15 protein-coding genes and 1 pseudogene are annotated in these 14,844 nt (G+C 70.6%); 11 read left to right on the forward strand and 5 right to left on the reverse strand.

The genetic code is table 11. The features are described 5' to 3' along the window. Nucleotides 1–147: 147 nt before the first annotated feature. Entirely contained in the window at nucleotides 148–1,275 is a 1,128-nt protein-coding gene (locus tag SD37_RS39075) for a hypothetical protein (RefSeq protein ID WP_044855123.1), read from the forward strand. 470 nt (nucleotides 1,276–1,745) lie between these two features. Here SD37_RS39075 and yczR read toward each other — a convergent pair whose 3' ends face one another. Continuing rightward, the gene (gene yczR / locus SD37_RS39080) at nucleotides 1,746–3,200 is read right to left on the reverse strand and encodes a MocR-like transcription factor YczR (protein ID WP_044855124.1); all 1,455 of its coding nucleotides are present in this window, start codon (nucleotides 3,198–3,200) and stop codon (nucleotides 1,746–1,748) included. Between the two features lie 61 nt (nucleotides 3,201–3,261). Between yczR and yczE the strand changes: the two genes are divergently transcribed. Further along, nucleotides 3,262–3,888, forward strand: a complete 627-nt coding sequence (gene yczE / locus SD37_RS39085; protein WP_044855125.1) for a membrane protein YczE — start codon at nucleotides 3,262–3,264, stop codon at nucleotides 3,886–3,888. Nucleotides 3,889–4,043: 155 nt separating this feature from the next. Here yczE and SD37_RS39090 read toward each other — a convergent pair whose 3' ends face one another. Together SD37_RS39090 and SD37_RS39095 are read right to left on the reverse strand one after the other, a co-directional pair. Further along, nucleotides 4,044–4,568: a Clp protease N-terminal domain-containing protein gene (locus SD37_RS39090; RefSeq protein ID WP_044855126.1), complete on the reverse strand. Its 525-nt coding sequence runs from the start codon at nucleotides 4,566–4,568 to the stop codon at nucleotides 4,044–4,046. Further along, nucleotides 4,568–4,777, reverse strand: coding sequence for a sigma factor-like helix-turn-helix DNA-binding protein (locus tag SD37_RS39095; protein WP_004559389.1), 210 nt, complete (start codon nucleotides 4,775–4,777; stop codon nucleotides 4,568–4,570). The genes SD37_RS39090 and SD37_RS39095 overlap by 1 nt, the downstream gene beginning before the upstream one ends. Nucleotides 4,778–4,838: 61 nt before the next feature. On the opposite strand from SD37_RS39095, the gene SD37_RS39100 reads away from it, so the two are divergent. After that, nucleotides 4,839–5,612 carry a protein phosphatase 2C domain-containing protein gene (locus tag SD37_RS39100; protein WP_044855127.1) on the forward strand — a complete coding sequence of 258 codons (774 nt, stop codon included), beginning with the start codon at nucleotides 4,839–4,841 and terminating at the stop codon, nucleotides 5,610–5,612. 134 nt (nucleotides 5,613–5,746) lie between these two features. Beyond that, a pseudogene (locus SD37_RS42340) lies at nucleotides 5,747–6,217 on the forward strand (DUF998 domain-containing protein); the annotation flags it as partial. 78 nt (nucleotides 6,218–6,295) lie between these two features. On the opposite strand, the gene SD37_RS39110 reads toward SD37_RS42340, so the two are convergent. Continuing rightward, the gene (locus SD37_RS39110; protein WP_044855323.1) at nucleotides 6,296–7,300 is read right to left on the reverse strand and encodes a D-cysteine desulfhydrase family protein; all 1,005 of its coding nucleotides are present in this window, start codon (nucleotides 7,298–7,300) and stop codon (nucleotides 6,296–6,298) included. A gap of 74 nt (nucleotides 7,301–7,374) precedes the next feature. Between SD37_RS39110 and SD37_RS39115 the strand changes: the two genes are divergently transcribed. Genes SD37_RS39115 through SD37_RS39125 form a run of 3 tightly spaced genes read left to right on the forward strand, consistent with a single transcriptional unit; the run spans nucleotide 7,375 to nucleotide 10,180 of the window. Continuing rightward, complete coding sequence (locus SD37_RS39115) at nucleotides 7,375–8,757, forward strand: amidase (protein WP_044855129.1); 1,383 nt, start codon at nucleotides 7,375–7,377, stop codon at nucleotides 8,755–8,757. Then, nucleotides 8,754–9,302, forward strand: a complete 549-nt coding sequence (locus tag SD37_RS39120) for a TetR/AcrR family transcriptional regulator (RefSeq protein ID WP_174567891.1) — start codon at nucleotides 8,754–8,756, stop codon at nucleotides 9,300–9,302. Before SD37_RS39115 ends, SD37_RS39120 begins: the two co-directional genes overlap by 4 nt. After that, nucleotides 9,299–10,180, forward strand: a complete 882-nt coding sequence (locus SD37_RS39125; protein ID WP_044855131.1) for an oxygenase MpaB family protein — start codon at nucleotides 9,299–9,301, stop codon at nucleotides 10,178–10,180. Before SD37_RS39120 ends, SD37_RS39125 begins: the two co-directional genes overlap by 4 nt. A 30-nt stretch (nucleotides 10,181–10,210) precedes the next feature. On the opposite strand, the gene SD37_RS39130 is transcribed toward SD37_RS39125, so the two are convergent. Beyond that, nucleotides 10,211–11,098 (reverse strand): LLM class F420-dependent oxidoreductase, encoded by an 888-nt coding sequence (locus SD37_RS39130; protein ID WP_044855132.1) that lies wholly within the window; start codon nucleotides 11,096–11,098, stop codon nucleotides 10,211–10,213. Nucleotides 11,099–11,286: 188 nt separating this feature from the next. Here SD37_RS39130 and SD37_RS39135 point away from each other — a divergent pair, with 188 nt between their 5' ends. From SD37_RS39135 to SD37_RS39150, 4 genes are read left to right on the forward strand one after another with little or no spacing between them, the layout of a single operon-like run. After that, nucleotides 11,287–12,735 (forward strand): hypothetical protein, encoded by a 1,449-nt coding sequence (locus SD37_RS39135; RefSeq protein ID WP_044855133.1) that lies wholly within the window; start codon nucleotides 11,287–11,289, stop codon nucleotides 12,733–12,735. Between the two features lie 8 nt (nucleotides 12,736–12,743). Beyond that, nucleotides 12,744–13,151 (forward strand): FixH family protein, encoded by a 408-nt coding sequence (locus tag SD37_RS39140; RefSeq protein WP_044855134.1) that lies wholly within the window; start codon nucleotides 12,744–12,746, stop codon nucleotides 13,149–13,151. Nucleotides 13,152–13,169: 18 nt separating this feature from the next. Further along, entirely contained in the window at nucleotides 13,170–14,300 is a 1,131-nt protein-coding gene (locus tag SD37_RS39145) for a hypothetical protein (protein ID WP_044855135.1), read from the forward strand. Next, a complete protein-coding gene (locus tag SD37_RS39150) occupies nucleotides 14,293–14,841 on the forward strand; it encodes a hypothetical protein (protein WP_044855136.1) in 549 nt (182 codons plus the stop codon). Before SD37_RS39145 ends, SD37_RS39150 begins: the two co-directional genes overlap by 8 nt. The last annotated feature ends 3 nt before the right edge of the window (nucleotides 14,842–14,844 follow it).

The following is a 14,844-nucleotide window of genomic DNA, read 5'->3' on the forward strand; positions in this document are numbered from 1 at the left end:
ATCGGCGGCGGCGGAGGTGAAACACTCCCCTCCGGTGCTAAAACTGGTGCAGCCCCGGGGGAACTGCGACCTGGCCGGAAGAGACCCCAAGAAAGATCGAACTCACGCGGAGAACGTGGGTTTCAGGCGCGGACGGCGGTGATTGCCATGAGTGGTACGGCAGTCGTGCGTCCTCGCGGCCTCATCGCGCCGAAGACGTCGTCGAACGCGGGCGCGCGAATCCTTTTCGCCTGCGGACTCGCGGTCACCGGCTGGATCCTCGGCGCCGTCCTGAGCACCCCGGCTTCGGCCGAGGAGCCGACGGCCACGACGCCGGAGACCTCCGTGGTCCAGCCGTCGACCGAAACCGAGTCCGGGAAAACGACTACTCCGAACGAGTCCACTTCGGACTCCGGCACGGTCGAGGCCACGAAACCCACCGAAACCACCGAATCCTCGAAGACGGAATCGCCGAAGGAAGAATCCCCGGAAACCGGATCCCCGGCCGAAGAGCCCGCTCCCGCGCCGAGCGAGGAGCCTGAGGCCACCGTCGAGGAGAAGGCCGTTTCGGAGCCCGCCGGGAAAACCGCCGACAAGAGCACCCAGACCGCGACGCCCCAGGCGGCCAACGGTCTGCTGGGCGGCCTCATCGGCGGCGTCCTGGACGTCGTCACGAACACCGTCGGCGGCGTCGTCGAAACGGTCGGCGGGGTCGTCGGCGGAATCGGCGAGACGGTCGTCGCGCCGATCCTGACCCCGGGCCCCTGCTGCGCTTCGGGCACCCCGACGATCCTTCCCGGCGTCGGCGACGTGCTCGACCCGGTCTTCGGCGGCGGCTCGGGCGAATCGGCGAGCGGCTCGGTCACCATCGCCGTCCCGGCCAAGGCCCTCGTGCCCGGCGTCCCGGTCACCCCGGCCCCGCTTCCGGTCGTCCCGGCCGCAACGCCCGCTCCGGTGAGCGCCCCCCAGACCCACCGCGTCGTCACCCTGCCCGTCCGGGTCCGGCCCGACGTCCAGCCCGCTCCGGCCGCGCCCGCGCCGTCCGACACGCACGCGTCCCCGGACGGCGGCGGCTCGGGCGGCGGCGGTGGCCTGCCGAGCACCCCGGTGGCCCCGCTCGCGCCCACGACGAGCGCCTCCCCCGGGCACGACAACTCCGGCGGCGGCCGCGGGCCGCTCGCCGTACTCGACGCCGGGATCCCGGCCACGCAGCTGAAGCTCATCGGCACCGGCTGCGATCACGAAGGCGAACGCACCGGCAGGGAAGCCGCGCTTCCCGCCACCTCCCCCGACTGACCTGACCGGGTCGCCGGGGAGAACCACGTCCAAACCAAGATCAACTTCGGTTTTCGGCGTCTTCTGAGAAACCCCGGCCCAGTCGCGTTTCAGCCTGCCCTCGTTCAGGTTTTCCCCCCGTCTTCCCGAACGGCCGACCGCGCCCGGCCGGTTCGGATCCCGGCCCCGGCGCCGCGCTGCCCCTGCGGCGCCGGGACCAGCACCGGGTGGACTTCGGGGGCTTCTGCTCACCGCGCCGAGCAGGAGCCGGCCAAGCTCGAAGACCACCTGAACCGCGGGCGGTTCCCGGCACGTCGAGGGGCTGTGCCGGGTAACCGCCGCGGTGCCCGTCCCGGGGTTTCGACCCCGGGGCGGGCCGGATAGCCGGTGCGCTGGTCGTGCGGCGCCGATGCCCTCCCTGGAGCATCGGCCGCCCCGCCGGCGCACCGGCTATTTCCGTTTTCCGCCCCTTACTCCTCGCCAGGAGGGCGTCAGGTGACCTGGACGGAAGCGGGGGTGACCGTGACGGGGGTAGCGGACACCGAAGCGGCGGCCACGCCCAGTCGCCGTACGGACTCGAAGAGGCGGTCGGCGGGCAACGCGTACGGCAGCCGCAGCCAGCGCTCCAGTCCACCGTGGACGCCGAACCGCGAGCCAGGCGCCACCTGCACCCCGTGTCCCGCCGCCGCGACGGCCAGCCGCGTGCTCATCGGCTCCGGCAGACGGCACCACAGTGCGAGCCCGCCCGGCGGCACGGTGAACGTCCAATCAGGGCAATACCAGTTCAGCGCCCCGGTCAACGCGTCGCGCAAGGCCCGCGTCTCCTCGCGACGGTGCGCCAGCGCGGCCCCGCCGTCGTCGAGCAGTTCGGCCAGGACTAGCTGCTCGAAGACCGGGGAGCCCAGATCGACGGCGAAGCGGGCCGCGATCAGCCTGCCGATGACGTCCTCCGAAGCGCGGATCCAGCCCAGCCGCAGCCCGGCCCAATGCGACTTCGACGCCGAGCCGATCGTGATGCCGAGATCGCCCGCGAACACGCCGAGCGGCGGTGGCCCGTCGACCGGATCGCCTTCGAGATCGAGTTCGACCATCGTCTCGTCGATGATCGACGGCGTCCGCGCGCGGCTCAGCGCGGCGGCGAGCCGTTGACGGCCGCCGGCGTCCAGGCGCAGTCCGGTCGGGTTCTGGAAGTCCACCACGAAGTACGCGAGCCGCGGCGCGGACTGCCGGAGCGCGGCCTCGACGCCGACGACGTCCCAGCCGGTGGCCGGATCCAGCGGCACCGGGACGGGGATGGCGTGCGCGGCGGCGATGGCCTCCAGCGCGTTCGGGTACGTCGGCTGCTCGACCAGCACCCGGTCACCGGGACCGGCCAGCATCCGCAGGACCTGCACGAACGCGTGATGCGCGCCGTTGGTGACCATCACCTGATCGGCGTTGGTCGGCAGCCCGCGCTCGGTGTAGCGGCGGGCGATCCGCTCGCGCAGGACCCGCAGTCCGCGGACGTGATAGCCGTTCTCGCCGAGGTGGTCCCCCAGCGCCTTCCGGGCGGCGTCCACGCCCGCGACGAGGCCGGCGATGGCGGGCGGGCAGGCCTGGGCGAGGTCGATGAGGTCCTCGCCGGACGTCAGGAGCGTCTCCCGGCCCCGGCCGCCGGGCGACGCGATCCAGGATCCGGCCCCGCGACGGCTGGCGACCAGCCCGTCGGCCCGCAGTTTGTCCAGCGCGGCGCCGATCAGCGTGCGGCTGACCTCCAGCGCGTCGGCGAGTTCCCGTTCGGCCGGGAGCTTCGTGCCGAGCGGGAGCCTGCCGTCGAGGACCAGCAGCTCGACAGCGGCCGCGAGATCGGCGGCGCCGTGACGAGAACCACTCTGTCGCCAACTCCCCAGCAAAGTGGCCAATTTCAGGCCCGAAACACGACCAGTCAGCGGAATCAGCGGTTCCATAAGACCAATTATTGCGGATTGGCCATGGTCAAGGTAGCCACTTACGCCCGATGGTGCACTCGTGGCACTAAAACTCGACCTCAGACCCGTCGGCATCTCGCACGACACCACCCGCCGCTCGATCCAGCTCGTCGGCGGGCTCGCCCTCTACGGCGGCAGCATGGCCATGCTGACCAGGTCAGGCCTCGGCCTCGATCCGTGGGACGTCCTCCACGAAGGCCTGATGAAGATCACCGGCCTCACGTTCGGCACGGTCACCGCCTTCGCTTCGGTCGCGGTGCTCCTGCTGTGGATCCCCCTGCGGCAGCGGCCCGGGATCGGCACCGTCGCCAACATCGTGGTCATCTCGCTCACCGTCGACCTGGTGCGGATCTTCCTGCCCGACCAGCACGTCCTCGGCTGGCAGCTCCTCAACCTGGTCGCCGGGGTGGTGCTCAACGGCCTCGCCGCCGCGATCTACGTCGGCGCGCGCCTCGGCCCGGGCCCCCGCGACGGGCTGATGACCGGCTTCGCGGCCCGGACGGGCAGGTCGATCCGCCTCGTCCGGACCCTCATCGAGATCACCGTCCTGGCCGCGGGCTGGCTGCTCGGCGGCACCGTCGGGATCGGCACGATCCTCTACGCCCTCGCCATCGGGCCGCTCACGCAGGCCTTCCTGCCGCTGACCGTCTGGCGTGAACGCTCGTGAGTGGTAATGACGGTTCTAACCGTCATTACCACTCACGAGGCTTGACCGGCTCGAGGACGGTGTCTGGGCAAGGTGCGAAGGTCGAGTTTCCTCGGCTGAGCCGAGGGAAGGAGGCCTTCACGGACCGGGCTTGGGTCAACCGTCGCCCACGTACCTCAGCTGGCCTGACGGCGCTCCAGCAGCCGCCGGACAGCGAGGTAGTCGATCCCCCGCTGAGCGAGGACGTCGGCCGCGACGCCGGGAAGGGCCGTCAGCGCGAGCAGGAGGTGCTCGGCCTCGATGCGCTTGTCACCGACATCGATGGCTTCATGAAGGCCCTTCTCCAGTACCTTCTTCGCGTCCGCGGTGAAGGGCCGGTGGCCGCGCCCGCTCCGCTGACCGCCGGTCAGCGCGCCGGGGCCATGGGTCTGCTCGACCCGTTCGACGATGTGCTCGACGTCGATGCCGAATCCGCTCAGCGCTTCGACATCGGCGTCGCTCATCCCGCCCCGGCGACGCACGCGCCGGAGATCGTCGGCCAGTTCGTCGGCCGGGCAGCCCAGCGTGGTCAGCACGCCCGTGTTCCGGGCGAGGGACGTCAGCAGGTGCAGCGGGTCGACGGTCGCGGCCGCTTCGTCCGACGCGACCCGCTGTGACCCGACGACGACTTCGCGGGCTTCGTGGCTGAAGCGTTCGAACATCAGTGCCTCCCGTATTTCTTGTGCACCGCTTGCCTGCTGACCCCCAGCTCGGCGGCGATCTCCTGCCAGGACCATCCGTGCACCCGCGCGCTGCGGACCTGCACGGCTTCGAGTTGTTCCAACAGCCGGCGCAAGGCGGCGACGGCGCGCAATCCCACGCGGGGATCGCGGTCACCGGCTCGCGCGGCCAGATCTGTCGCTTCGGTCATGACGTCAACCTACGTTGACATGCGTCCTGTGTCAACCGGAGTTGACAGTTAGGGTCGAGGCATGGCCGAAATCTCAGTGGCGGAAAGGGACGGAGTCGGCCCGGACGGATCACCGCGCCCGACCGAAGACCACGTCGCCGTGCTCGGAAACGCCGTGGTGGTACTGGACGGGGCGACCTCGCCGCAGCCGGATCTCCCGTCCGGCGGCTGGTACGCGAGCCTGCTCGTGCACAGCCTCTCGCAGGCGCTGAACGCGGAACCCCAAGCGGATCTCGCGGTCCTGCTGGCCGAGTCGATCGCCGACGTCGCGCGGCGCGAAGGTCTCGAACCGGGCCGCTCGCCGTCGAGCACGGTCGCGATCGCGCGCTGGACGGACGACACCGTCGACGGACTGGTGCTCGCCGACAGCCCGATCGTCGCGTTCGGGCCCGACGGCGCCGACCCGCTCACCGACGACAGGCTGGTCTCGCTGCGCGGCGGCGGTCAGCTCCGCACCGGTTCCGACGTCCGCGCCAAACGCAACGCGCCGGACGGCTTCTGGGTCGCCGAGGCGGAACCGAAGGCGGCCGCCGAGGCCGTCCGCCGCAGCTGGCCGCGCTCGGAGGTCGACGCCCTGCTGCTGGCGACGGACGGCGTCGCGATCGGCGTCGACGAATACGACCTGTTCGACTGGCCGGAAGTGCTCGCCATCAGCCGGGAACGGGGCCCGGACGCGGTACTCGACGCGGTGCGCACGGCGGAGAAACAGGACCCCGACGGCGAGCGCTGGCCCCGCGCGAAAAGGCACGATGACCAGCTACTGGTACTGGTCGACTTCCGGGTAGCCCCAGGGTAAAACCGGGGGCTTCCCGGATCGGAAAGCCACGTCCGCGCGAGCACCCTGGACCCATGACGTTCCCCGGGGAGAGATCGCGCGCCAAGCCTTGGCTGATCGCGTCGGCGGCGGCCATCGGCTGGGCACTGTTCACCATGGTCGTGCTGCACCTGATCAGTTCGCGCGATCCGGTGTTCGACACGCTGTCCAGCTACGCCTACGTCGACCGCGGCACGGGCATGCTCGGGGCCAGCGTGCTCTCGCTGTCCATCGGCTCGCTCACCGCGCTCGGCGCGCTGGCCGCGGCCGGGATCCCGCTCAGCCGCACCACGAAACTGCTCTTCGTGCTGTGGTCGCTCGGTTTGGCGGCGGCCGCGATCTTCCCGGCGAGCTACCCCGAGTTCCCGGATCCGGTCAGCGGCGAGATCCACCTCTACGCCTGCCTCATCGCGTTCCTCAGCCTGCCCGCCGCCGGTTTCACCCTGCGCGACAACCTGCGCGGCACCCCCGCGGCCAGGCAGGTCGGCCGCCTGGCCTGGGGCAGCGCGACCGGCCTGATCGTCTTCGGGCTCAGCTTCATCTTCGTGCGCCTGTCCGACATCCCGTTCTTCATGACACTGACCGACATCGTCCCGGTCGGTGTCGCGCAACGGCTTTCGCTGGTGGCCCACGTGATCCTCATCGCGGGGATGCTGAAGGTCGCGTCAGCGGCTCACCGCGTCGGCGAATTCCGGGGCGTACCCGTAGAGGCCGGGCAGTCCGCCCGTGTGCAGGAAAACAACGTGCTCGTCGGCCGCGAAATGGCCTTCAGCGGCCCAGGCGATCAGCGCGGCGCCCACTTTGCCGGTGTACACGGGATCGAGCGCGATCCCTTCCGTACGACCGAAAAGCCGCACCGCGTCCCAGGTCCCGTCGGTCGGGATGCCATAGCCGGGGCCGATCGTGCGGTCGTCGATGCGCAGACCTTCGAGTGACGGCGGCGTCCTGCCCAGCAAGGCGGATGCCGCGGTCGTGAGGTCGGACAGGTTGTCCAGAGCTTCGTCCACCGGATGGCTGACGCAGGCGATGTCGAGCGTCAGCCGGTCGAGGTCCGCCGTCCCCACGATCAGCCCGGCCGCAGTTCCGCCGCTGGCGTGCGGGGCGACCAGCCGCGCCTCGGTGATGCCGCGCTCGGCGAGTTGCCCGGCGATCTCCTGTGCGGCGGCGACGTAGCCGAGCGCCCCGACGGCGTCGGAGCCGCCGACCGGGAAGGTGGCCACCTGACGGCCCTCCGCCGCGGCCTCGGTGATCAGCCGATCGTAGGTCTTGCCGGTCTCCTCGCCGTCCCGGCAGATGTGCACGTTCGCGCCGAAGAGGTGATCGAGGGCGACGTTGCCGGACCGTTCGTAGGCGTCGCCGTCACGCGGCACCTTGGCGGTGAGCACGAGTTCGCACCGCAGTCCGAGCTTCGCGCAGGCCGCGGCGGTCTGGCGGCCGTGGTTGGTCTGCAGCGCGCCGAAGGTGATCACCGTGTCGGCACCCGCCTCGATCGCCGCGCCGAGCAGGAACTCGAGTTTGCGCAGTTTGTTGCCGCCCACCCCGAGTGGATGCACGTCGTCCCGTTTGAGCAGCAGGTTCTTCAGGCCGAGGGCCTCGCCCAAACGGGGTGCCGGATGCAGCGGCGTCGGACAGCCGCCGAGGTCGACGCGGGGGAAGCGATCGAGGTTCATGAAAGTCACGTAACCACACCGACGCTACTCGGTGGTATCGTTCGTTTGAACGAACGAGACGTGCAGGGGGAGCCATGACCACCTCGAAACCGAGCCTCGCGTTCACCGGCCTGGCGGAACAGGCCGCACTGCTCGCCAGTGGGGCGACGTCCTCCGTCGAGCTGACGCGTCTGGCGCTCGAACGCGCCGAAGCGAGCCAGCCGACTCTCAACGCCTTCAAGTGCCTTCGCCACGAGGACGCCCTTCGCGAGGCTGAAGAGGCGGACCGGCGGCTGGCCGACGGTGAGACCGCTCCCCTGCTCGGCGTCCCCACCGCGATCAAGGACGACCTCGACGTCACCGGGTTGCCGACGGCGTTCGGCTGCGAAGGCGACTTCTCCCCCGCGACGGCGGACTCCCCGCCCGTCGCCGCCCTCCGCGCGGCGGGCGCGGTGCTCATCGGCAAGACCAACACCCCTGAACTCGGCCAATGGCCCTTCACCGAAGGCCCGGCGTTCGGCGCGACCCGCAATCCGTGGGACCCCGAGCGCACGCCGGGCGGTTCCTCCGGCGGCGCGGCGGCGGCCATCGCGTCGGGGGTGATCGCCGCCGCGCTGGGTTCCGACGGGGCCGGGTCGATCCGGATCCCGGCCGCGTGGACCGATCTGGTCGGGATCAAACCGCAGCGCGGCCGGGTCCCGACCGAACGGGAACTGTTCCACGGCCTGACCGTGGTCGGCCCGCTCGCGCGTACCGTCGCCGACGCGGCCCTACTGCTCGACGTCGCCGCCGGGACCGGCACCGCGTTCCAGTCGGCCGCCCGCCGCGAACCGGGCCGGATGCGCATCGGGCTGTCCACGCGGATCCCTTTCACCGCCACGAAAACCCGGCTCGACCCGGACGCGCACGCGGCCGTCGTCCGGCTCGCCGAGCGGTTCGCCGAACTCGGCCACGAGATCGTCGAGGTCGAACCGGACTACCGGCTGATCGGCCTCACCTTCCTGCCGCGGTCGCTCGTGGGCGTGCGTGACTGGTCCCGTCGCGTCCCGGATCAGACGCGGCTCGATCCGCGCACCCGGGCCAACGCCCGGCAGGGTTCGGCGCTCGCCGGTCCGGCGCTGCGGCTCGCCAGGGCCGCGGAACCGGTGCTGCAGCGGCAGATCGGCTCGGTGTTCGGCCGGGTGGACGTGCTGCTCACCCCGACCACCGCGACCCCGCCGCCGCGGATCGGCAGTTTCGACCGGCTCAGCGGCTGGCAGACCGACCAGGCCATGATCGCCGCGTGCCCCTACGCTTGGCCGTGGAACGTGCTGGGCTGGCCGGGCGTCAACGTGCCTGCCGGACCGAGCCCGGCGGGGCTTCCGCTCGGCGGGCAACTGCTCGGCCCCTCGCACTCCGAGGAACGGCTGATCTCGTTGGCGGCGCAACTGGAAGAGGTCGAACGGTGGCAGGACCGCAAACCCGAGACCGCTTGGTGAGCACCCGCGAGACCATCCTCCACGCCGCCCTCAAGGTGGTCGGGGAACAGGGGGTCGGCGGGCTGACCAACCGCCGCATCGCGACCGCTGCCGGCGTTTCGCTCGGCACGCTGACCTACCACTTCCCGAGCCAGACCGCGTTGCTGCGCGAGGCGATGCTGCTGTTCGTCGAGGAAGAGACCGCGAAGCTGACCGGGTTCGTCGACGCCTACCGCGAACAGGGGCTGAGCATCGAACAGGCCGCGTCGGTGGTCGAACAGGTCATCGCGCAGCTCCCTTTCGGCACCGACGAACTCGGCGCGCACGAGCTGTACCTGCAGGCCGCGCGCGATCCGGGACTCCAGGACGCGGCCGCGCGCTGTTTCGCCGCCTACGACGAACTCGCGCTGGTGATCCTGCGGACGCTCGGCGTGCCGTCGCCGGAGCGGCTGACCGGCCCGGTCGTGGCGCTGATCGCCGGACTGCAGTTGCGCAGGCTCGCCACCGGCGACGACGGCGTCGGGGTGGCGCTGTCGTTGATGATGCTCGTCCGCGGCGCGTCATGAGCGGTCCGCCGATCGTCAAGGGGACGGCGGCGTGGAGGTACTTCGGGGACTTCCGGGCCGGGTTGCTGGCCGGTCAGGTGCTGGTGCTGCAGGTCGCGCATCCGGTCGTGGCGGCCGGGGTCCGGGATCATTCCGACTACATCGAGGATCCGTGGACCCGGCTGATGCGCACGGCCGCGTCGCTGTCCATCTACATCTACGGCGGTCCGGCGGGAGCCCGGTACGAGGCGGACCGGCTGCGCGCCCTGCACCGCTCGTTCACCGGGGTCGACGCCGACGGTCACCGCTACAGCGCGCTGAACCCGCACGCCTACGCCTGGGTTCACGCCACACTCGTCATGGTTCCCGTTGACACACAACGGTTCTACGGCACACCGATGACCCGGTCCGAACTGGACGAGTACTACGCGCAGATGTGCGATGTCGGGCGGCTTCTCGGTCTGCGCGCACAGGATCTGCCCCCGACCTGGCCGGAATTCGAGCGGTACTACGCGGAAACGCTCGACGGATTCGGTCCGAACGAGACGATCTCGACGTTGTTCGAGACGATCCGGACGGTGAAGAAGCCGTGGCGATGGCTGCCTGACGAACGCTGGACACGGCTTCAACGGTGGCAGTACCGCGGGCAGATGTTCGTCATCCGGGGCACACTGCCGCCCGCGCTGCGGGCTCGCCTCGGTCTACAGTGGACAGAGCGGGACCAGCGCCGGTTCGACCGCTTCCGCACGGCGGTCCGGGTCTTCGGCGGGCTGGTACCGGTGCCGTTGCGCTCCTCGCTCGTGCGCCGGATCGGCAAGCTGAACGTCTGGTTCCGGGCCCACCCCCGCGCGTACCGTTTCCTGGGCGGCACCACCGGCCCCGGAAGCGCCCGCGTTTAGTCCTCTGAACGCGCTTTCGGGCGCGGGCTTTCAGCGCATGGCCTCGATCACCTCGCCGAAGGCTTCCATCGCCGGTTCCATCACCGTGATGTAGTTGATCCCGTACACCTCACGGTTCTCCCGGAGCTGTTCGGCGATCTGCCGCGGCGTCCCGATCGACACCGTCGGAGCGGCGAGAATTTGTTCGTCGTCCAGATGCGGCGCGAAACGGCGGACCTGGTCGAGCGCGGACCTCCGGTCCTTGGTGAGCACGGTCGCCTTGGACAGGATGTTGTATTCGATCTCCTCGGCCCTGGCACCGGCCGCGCGACGCACGAACTCGGCCCGCTCCGCCATTTCCTCGGCGGTCGCGATGACCATCCGCCCGTACTCCGCGCGGTACTGGGCACCGACGAAACTGACGATCTGCGCGTTCCGCGCCGCCAGCCGCAGCACCCGATCGCCATGCCCTCCGACCAGGATCGGAGGATGCGGCCGCTGCACCGACTTCGGGTGCTCCGGATCGGCGAGGAGGCGCCGCAGCTCGCCGAGCGTCGTCTCCAGACGGTCCACCCGGCTGCCCGGGGTACCGAAGGGAATCCCCGTCTTCTGGAATTCCCATTCGACGTAGCCCGTGCCCAGTCCGAGTTCGAGCCGGCCTTCCACGAACTGATCCACCGTGACCACGTCCCTGGCCAGCAGCGTCGGATTGTGGAAACTGGTGTTCAGGACGTAGATACCGATCCTCGGCCGCTCCGTCGCTTCCGCCGCGAGGATCACGGAGGGAAACGGAGACGGGAGGTTCACGTGCTCGCAGGCGGAGACGACGTCGTAACCGAGTTCTTCCGCGCGGCGGCACTTGGCCACCCACTCCGCCCGGGAACACGCCTCGGACACCAGAACAACGCCGAACCGGAACGGCGCACGGGGCGCACTCATGTCGTCTCCTGCCTGCCGATCACGACTGCCGCCGGAAAGCTCATCGTAACCGCCGAACGCACACCTCCCGAAGATCGAGGTGTACGAAACCCCCACCGGAGTAAGGGCCGTGGTCCCCTTTACGGGGGACCCCGGTTCACCCCGCACCGTGACGCTTTCCCTTGGCGCCGCCGTTAACTTCAGCCGGGATGGGGAATTCACCGAGGGGGCGGCGCACGGCGCCGTTGATCATCGTCCGCGTACTCGTGCTCTGTGCGCTGGCGTTCTTGCTGTCGGGCGGCACGGCCCAGGCGGACGGCGTGTCCAGCGGGGCGGACGTCCAGGTCGCGCAGACGCTCGGCACCCGGGATCTCACGATCGTGCTGCGCCGGATGGACATCGCACCCGGCCCACTGCACGTCGACGTCCTCACGCACGCCGGGAGCGCGCCGGGCACGCTGAAACTGCGCGCGTCCACCGCGGGAACGACGTTCTCCGAAACGACGGTCCAGTTGGGTGAACGGCCAGGCGCCTATTCGGCGCTGCTGCGGGTCGGCCAACCGGGGCCTTGGGAACTCGGCCTCGACGACGGGACGGACACCGGGTCGATCCCGTTCATCGTCCCGGCCAGGGTCATCCCCCCGTGGGAAAAGGCCACCTTCGGCGGTTTCGTCGCCGCGGGCGTGTTCCTGGTGCTCGGTCTCGTCATCGCGATGCACGTCAAACGGCCACAACTCGCGCTGATCCCAGCGGGCGGGATGGTCGCCGCGCTCGCGGTCGCGATCACCGGCGCGATGCTCTCGGCGTCGACGCCACCTCCGCCCGCGCCGGGAGCGGCGCTGGACCCGACGATCGACAACATCCAGGACCCGTACGCGAACGCACAGCTGTCCACAGTGGACTTCTCACGGCCGCCGGTGAATCTCGCCGTGCACTCCCCCGGCGCCAGGGCAGGCGGTCTCGCCGAGGTCCGGATCGCGCTGGCCGACGGCGCGACCGGCCGTCCGGTCGACGATCTTCTGGTGCACGACAACGCTTTGATCCATCTCGTCGTCATCTCGCCGACGGGCAGGCTCTGGCATCTGCATCCGGTGCGGGTCGGCCCCGGCGACTACCGGGTCAAGTTCACCCCGCCCGAGTCCGGGACCTACGCGGTCGCCGCCGAACTCGCGCGGCGGGGCGGCGGCGTCCAGCTGGCCCGGACCACGATGGGTGTCGCGGCGGGGCCGGAATCCCCCGCCGAGCCGGTGCCCGCGGGGGCGGGTCCGCGGGTCGTCGGCGGCGACCCGGTCGACATCGACATCAAACCGGGCACGCCGACGACGATCACCGCGCGGTTCGCCCGTGCGGATCTCCAACCGTGGCTGGGCATGCTCGGCCACCTGATCGTCGTCGGCCCGATAACCGGCGACGGCCGGGTCGGCGCGGATGCCGCTGCCGCGCCGACCTGGGCCCACGTGCATTCGATGATCCCGCAATCCCCTGGCATGCCGGGGAAACCCGACGAGACCGTCGCCGCGTACGGCCCCGCTGTCCCGTTCACCTACACCTTCGCCGCCCCCGGCAAGTACCGGATCTGGCTGCAGGCCGAACGCGACTACACGGTGCTGACCGTGCCCATGCAGCTCGAAATACCGCCGGGAGGGGCGCCCCAGTGAATTCCCCAGTGGACTCCACAGTAGACAGACGAAGGCCCGTTCTCCTCATCTCCGTGGTCGCCGTGCTCGTGGTGGCGATCGTGGCCTGGTTGTTGTGGCCCGCCAGTGGCGGAGAGCAGGTGCAGCGGTCGACGCAAGGCCCGTACACCGTGCAGTTGTCGGTCGAGGATCCGCACCAGGGCGGCAACGTCTTCGCCGTGAGCGTCACGGGCGCGACCCCGGAAGTGGTCACCCTCGAACCCGTCATGCCGCAGATGGGACACGCCCTCGCGCCGTCTCCCGCGATCGCGGAGGCACCTGGCCGGTATCGCACCGGCGACGTGCTGCTGCCGATGTCGGGGCAATGGGAGATCACCGTTTCACTGCGCGGGCCGTCCGGCGCCACGCAGCACGTTTTTCCTTTGCTGGTCAAGTAAGAGAGGGAGGTCGGGGGTATGGATCTCACCGCGGGAGGGGCGAGGGTCGCCTCGGTGGCACGAAGCGAGCGCACCGGGCTCGTGCCGGCGGGCACGGTGCTGGCCGGATCGGTGATCTCGCTGATCGGGCTGACCTGGGACATCCAGTGGCACGGCGACGTCGGCCCGGACACGTTCTTCACGTTGCCGCATCTGTTCCTGTATTCGGGCAGCGCGATCTCCGGGCTCGCGAGCCTCGTGGTCGTGCTGATGACCACGGCGGCGCGCCGGGCGGGCCGGCCGGTCGACGCGCGCGTCGGCGGGCGCGCGATCAACGTCTTCGGCAAGGTCTTCGCCGCACCGGCCGGCTACCTGGTGACCGGGGCGGGCGCGGCGATGTTCCTGCTGTACGGCCTGTGGGACCAGTGGTGGCACGGCCTGTACGGCTTCGACGCGGTGATCGACTCGCCGCCGCACATCGGGTTGCTGCTGTCGATCACGTTGAGCATCATCGGCACGGTCATGGTGTTCGCGGCGGCGCGGGAACACCGCTGGGGCACGGCCGGGGTGGTCGGCAGTCTCGGCGTGCTGATCGCGTTCAGCACGGTCACGGTGCTGGGGCTGCAGCAGATCGACGCCGACCCGGTCGACGTCGTCTCCGTGGGCATCGCCCTGCTTTCGGTGCTGCTGGTCTCGGCGGGCGCGGGTTTCTGGGGCAGGCCGGGCGGGGCCGTGCGGGTCGCCGCCGCGCTCGCGGTCATCCAGGCGATCACCTGGTGGTTCTCGCCGTGGGCAGCGGAGGCGTACGCGAGTGCCGTCGGCCTGCCGATGCGCGACTACATCGACGGCGTGCCCGCGATGCCCGCGATGATGCCGATGGCGTTGCTGCCGATCGCCGCGGTCCTCGAAGCGGTCTACCTGCTTTCGCGGCGAGGCTGGTCCGCGGGCCGCGTTTCGGTGCTGGCGGGCGGGATCGGCGGTCTGCTGATCGGCGCGACCATGCCGATCCAGAACGTGCTCGTCTACGGGGGCTCGCTCGACTGGCCGGTCGTGTTCGGGACGGCCGCGGCGGGCGCGGTGTTCGGGCTGCTCGGCGGGTTCGCCGGGTGGCGGTTCGGCGGGATGCTGAGGCTGCTGGCCCCGGCGAAGGGGGAGAACACGCATGCGTAAGGCCTTGCTGGCGCTGGCGGCGGCGATCGGGTTGCTGTTCGCGACCACCCCCGCGGCGAACGCCTACGAACCGGTGAACATCGTCCATACCGAACGGGTGCAGGTCGGCCCGTACGGGATGACGGTCGGGTTCAGCACCTGGCCGTTGCGAGCCATGCAATCGCTGGATTTCACGTTCATCCCGGATGACGGGATCGCCGGGAAGTCGGGGACGCTCGCGTTCGTCAATCCGGAGACCGGGCGGCTGGGCCGGCCGCAGCCGCTGGCGAAGCATCCACGGAAGCTGGAGGTGTGGGGGCTGGACATCCGGGCGCTGAAGACCGAGGGGGCGTGGACGTTCCGGTTCGAGATCGACGGGCCCGCCGGCCGGGGAACGGGGGAACTCCGGGATCTGACGGTGCTCGAACAGCCGGGGCCGCCGATGGCGGTGAGCTGGTCGATCAGCCTGATCCCGCTGATCGTCCTCGCCGTCCTGATCGTTGTCGCCTGGCGGCGCACGAAGTCCAGGTTGCGCGGGAACGGGCTCCCGGCCCCGGCGTGACTC

The organism is Amycolatopsis orientalis, from assembly GCF_000943515.2.
In the GTDB taxonomy this organism is placed as follows: Bacteria; Actinomycetota; Actinomycetes; order Mycobacteriales; family Pseudonocardiaceae; genus Amycolatopsis; species Amycolatopsis orientalis.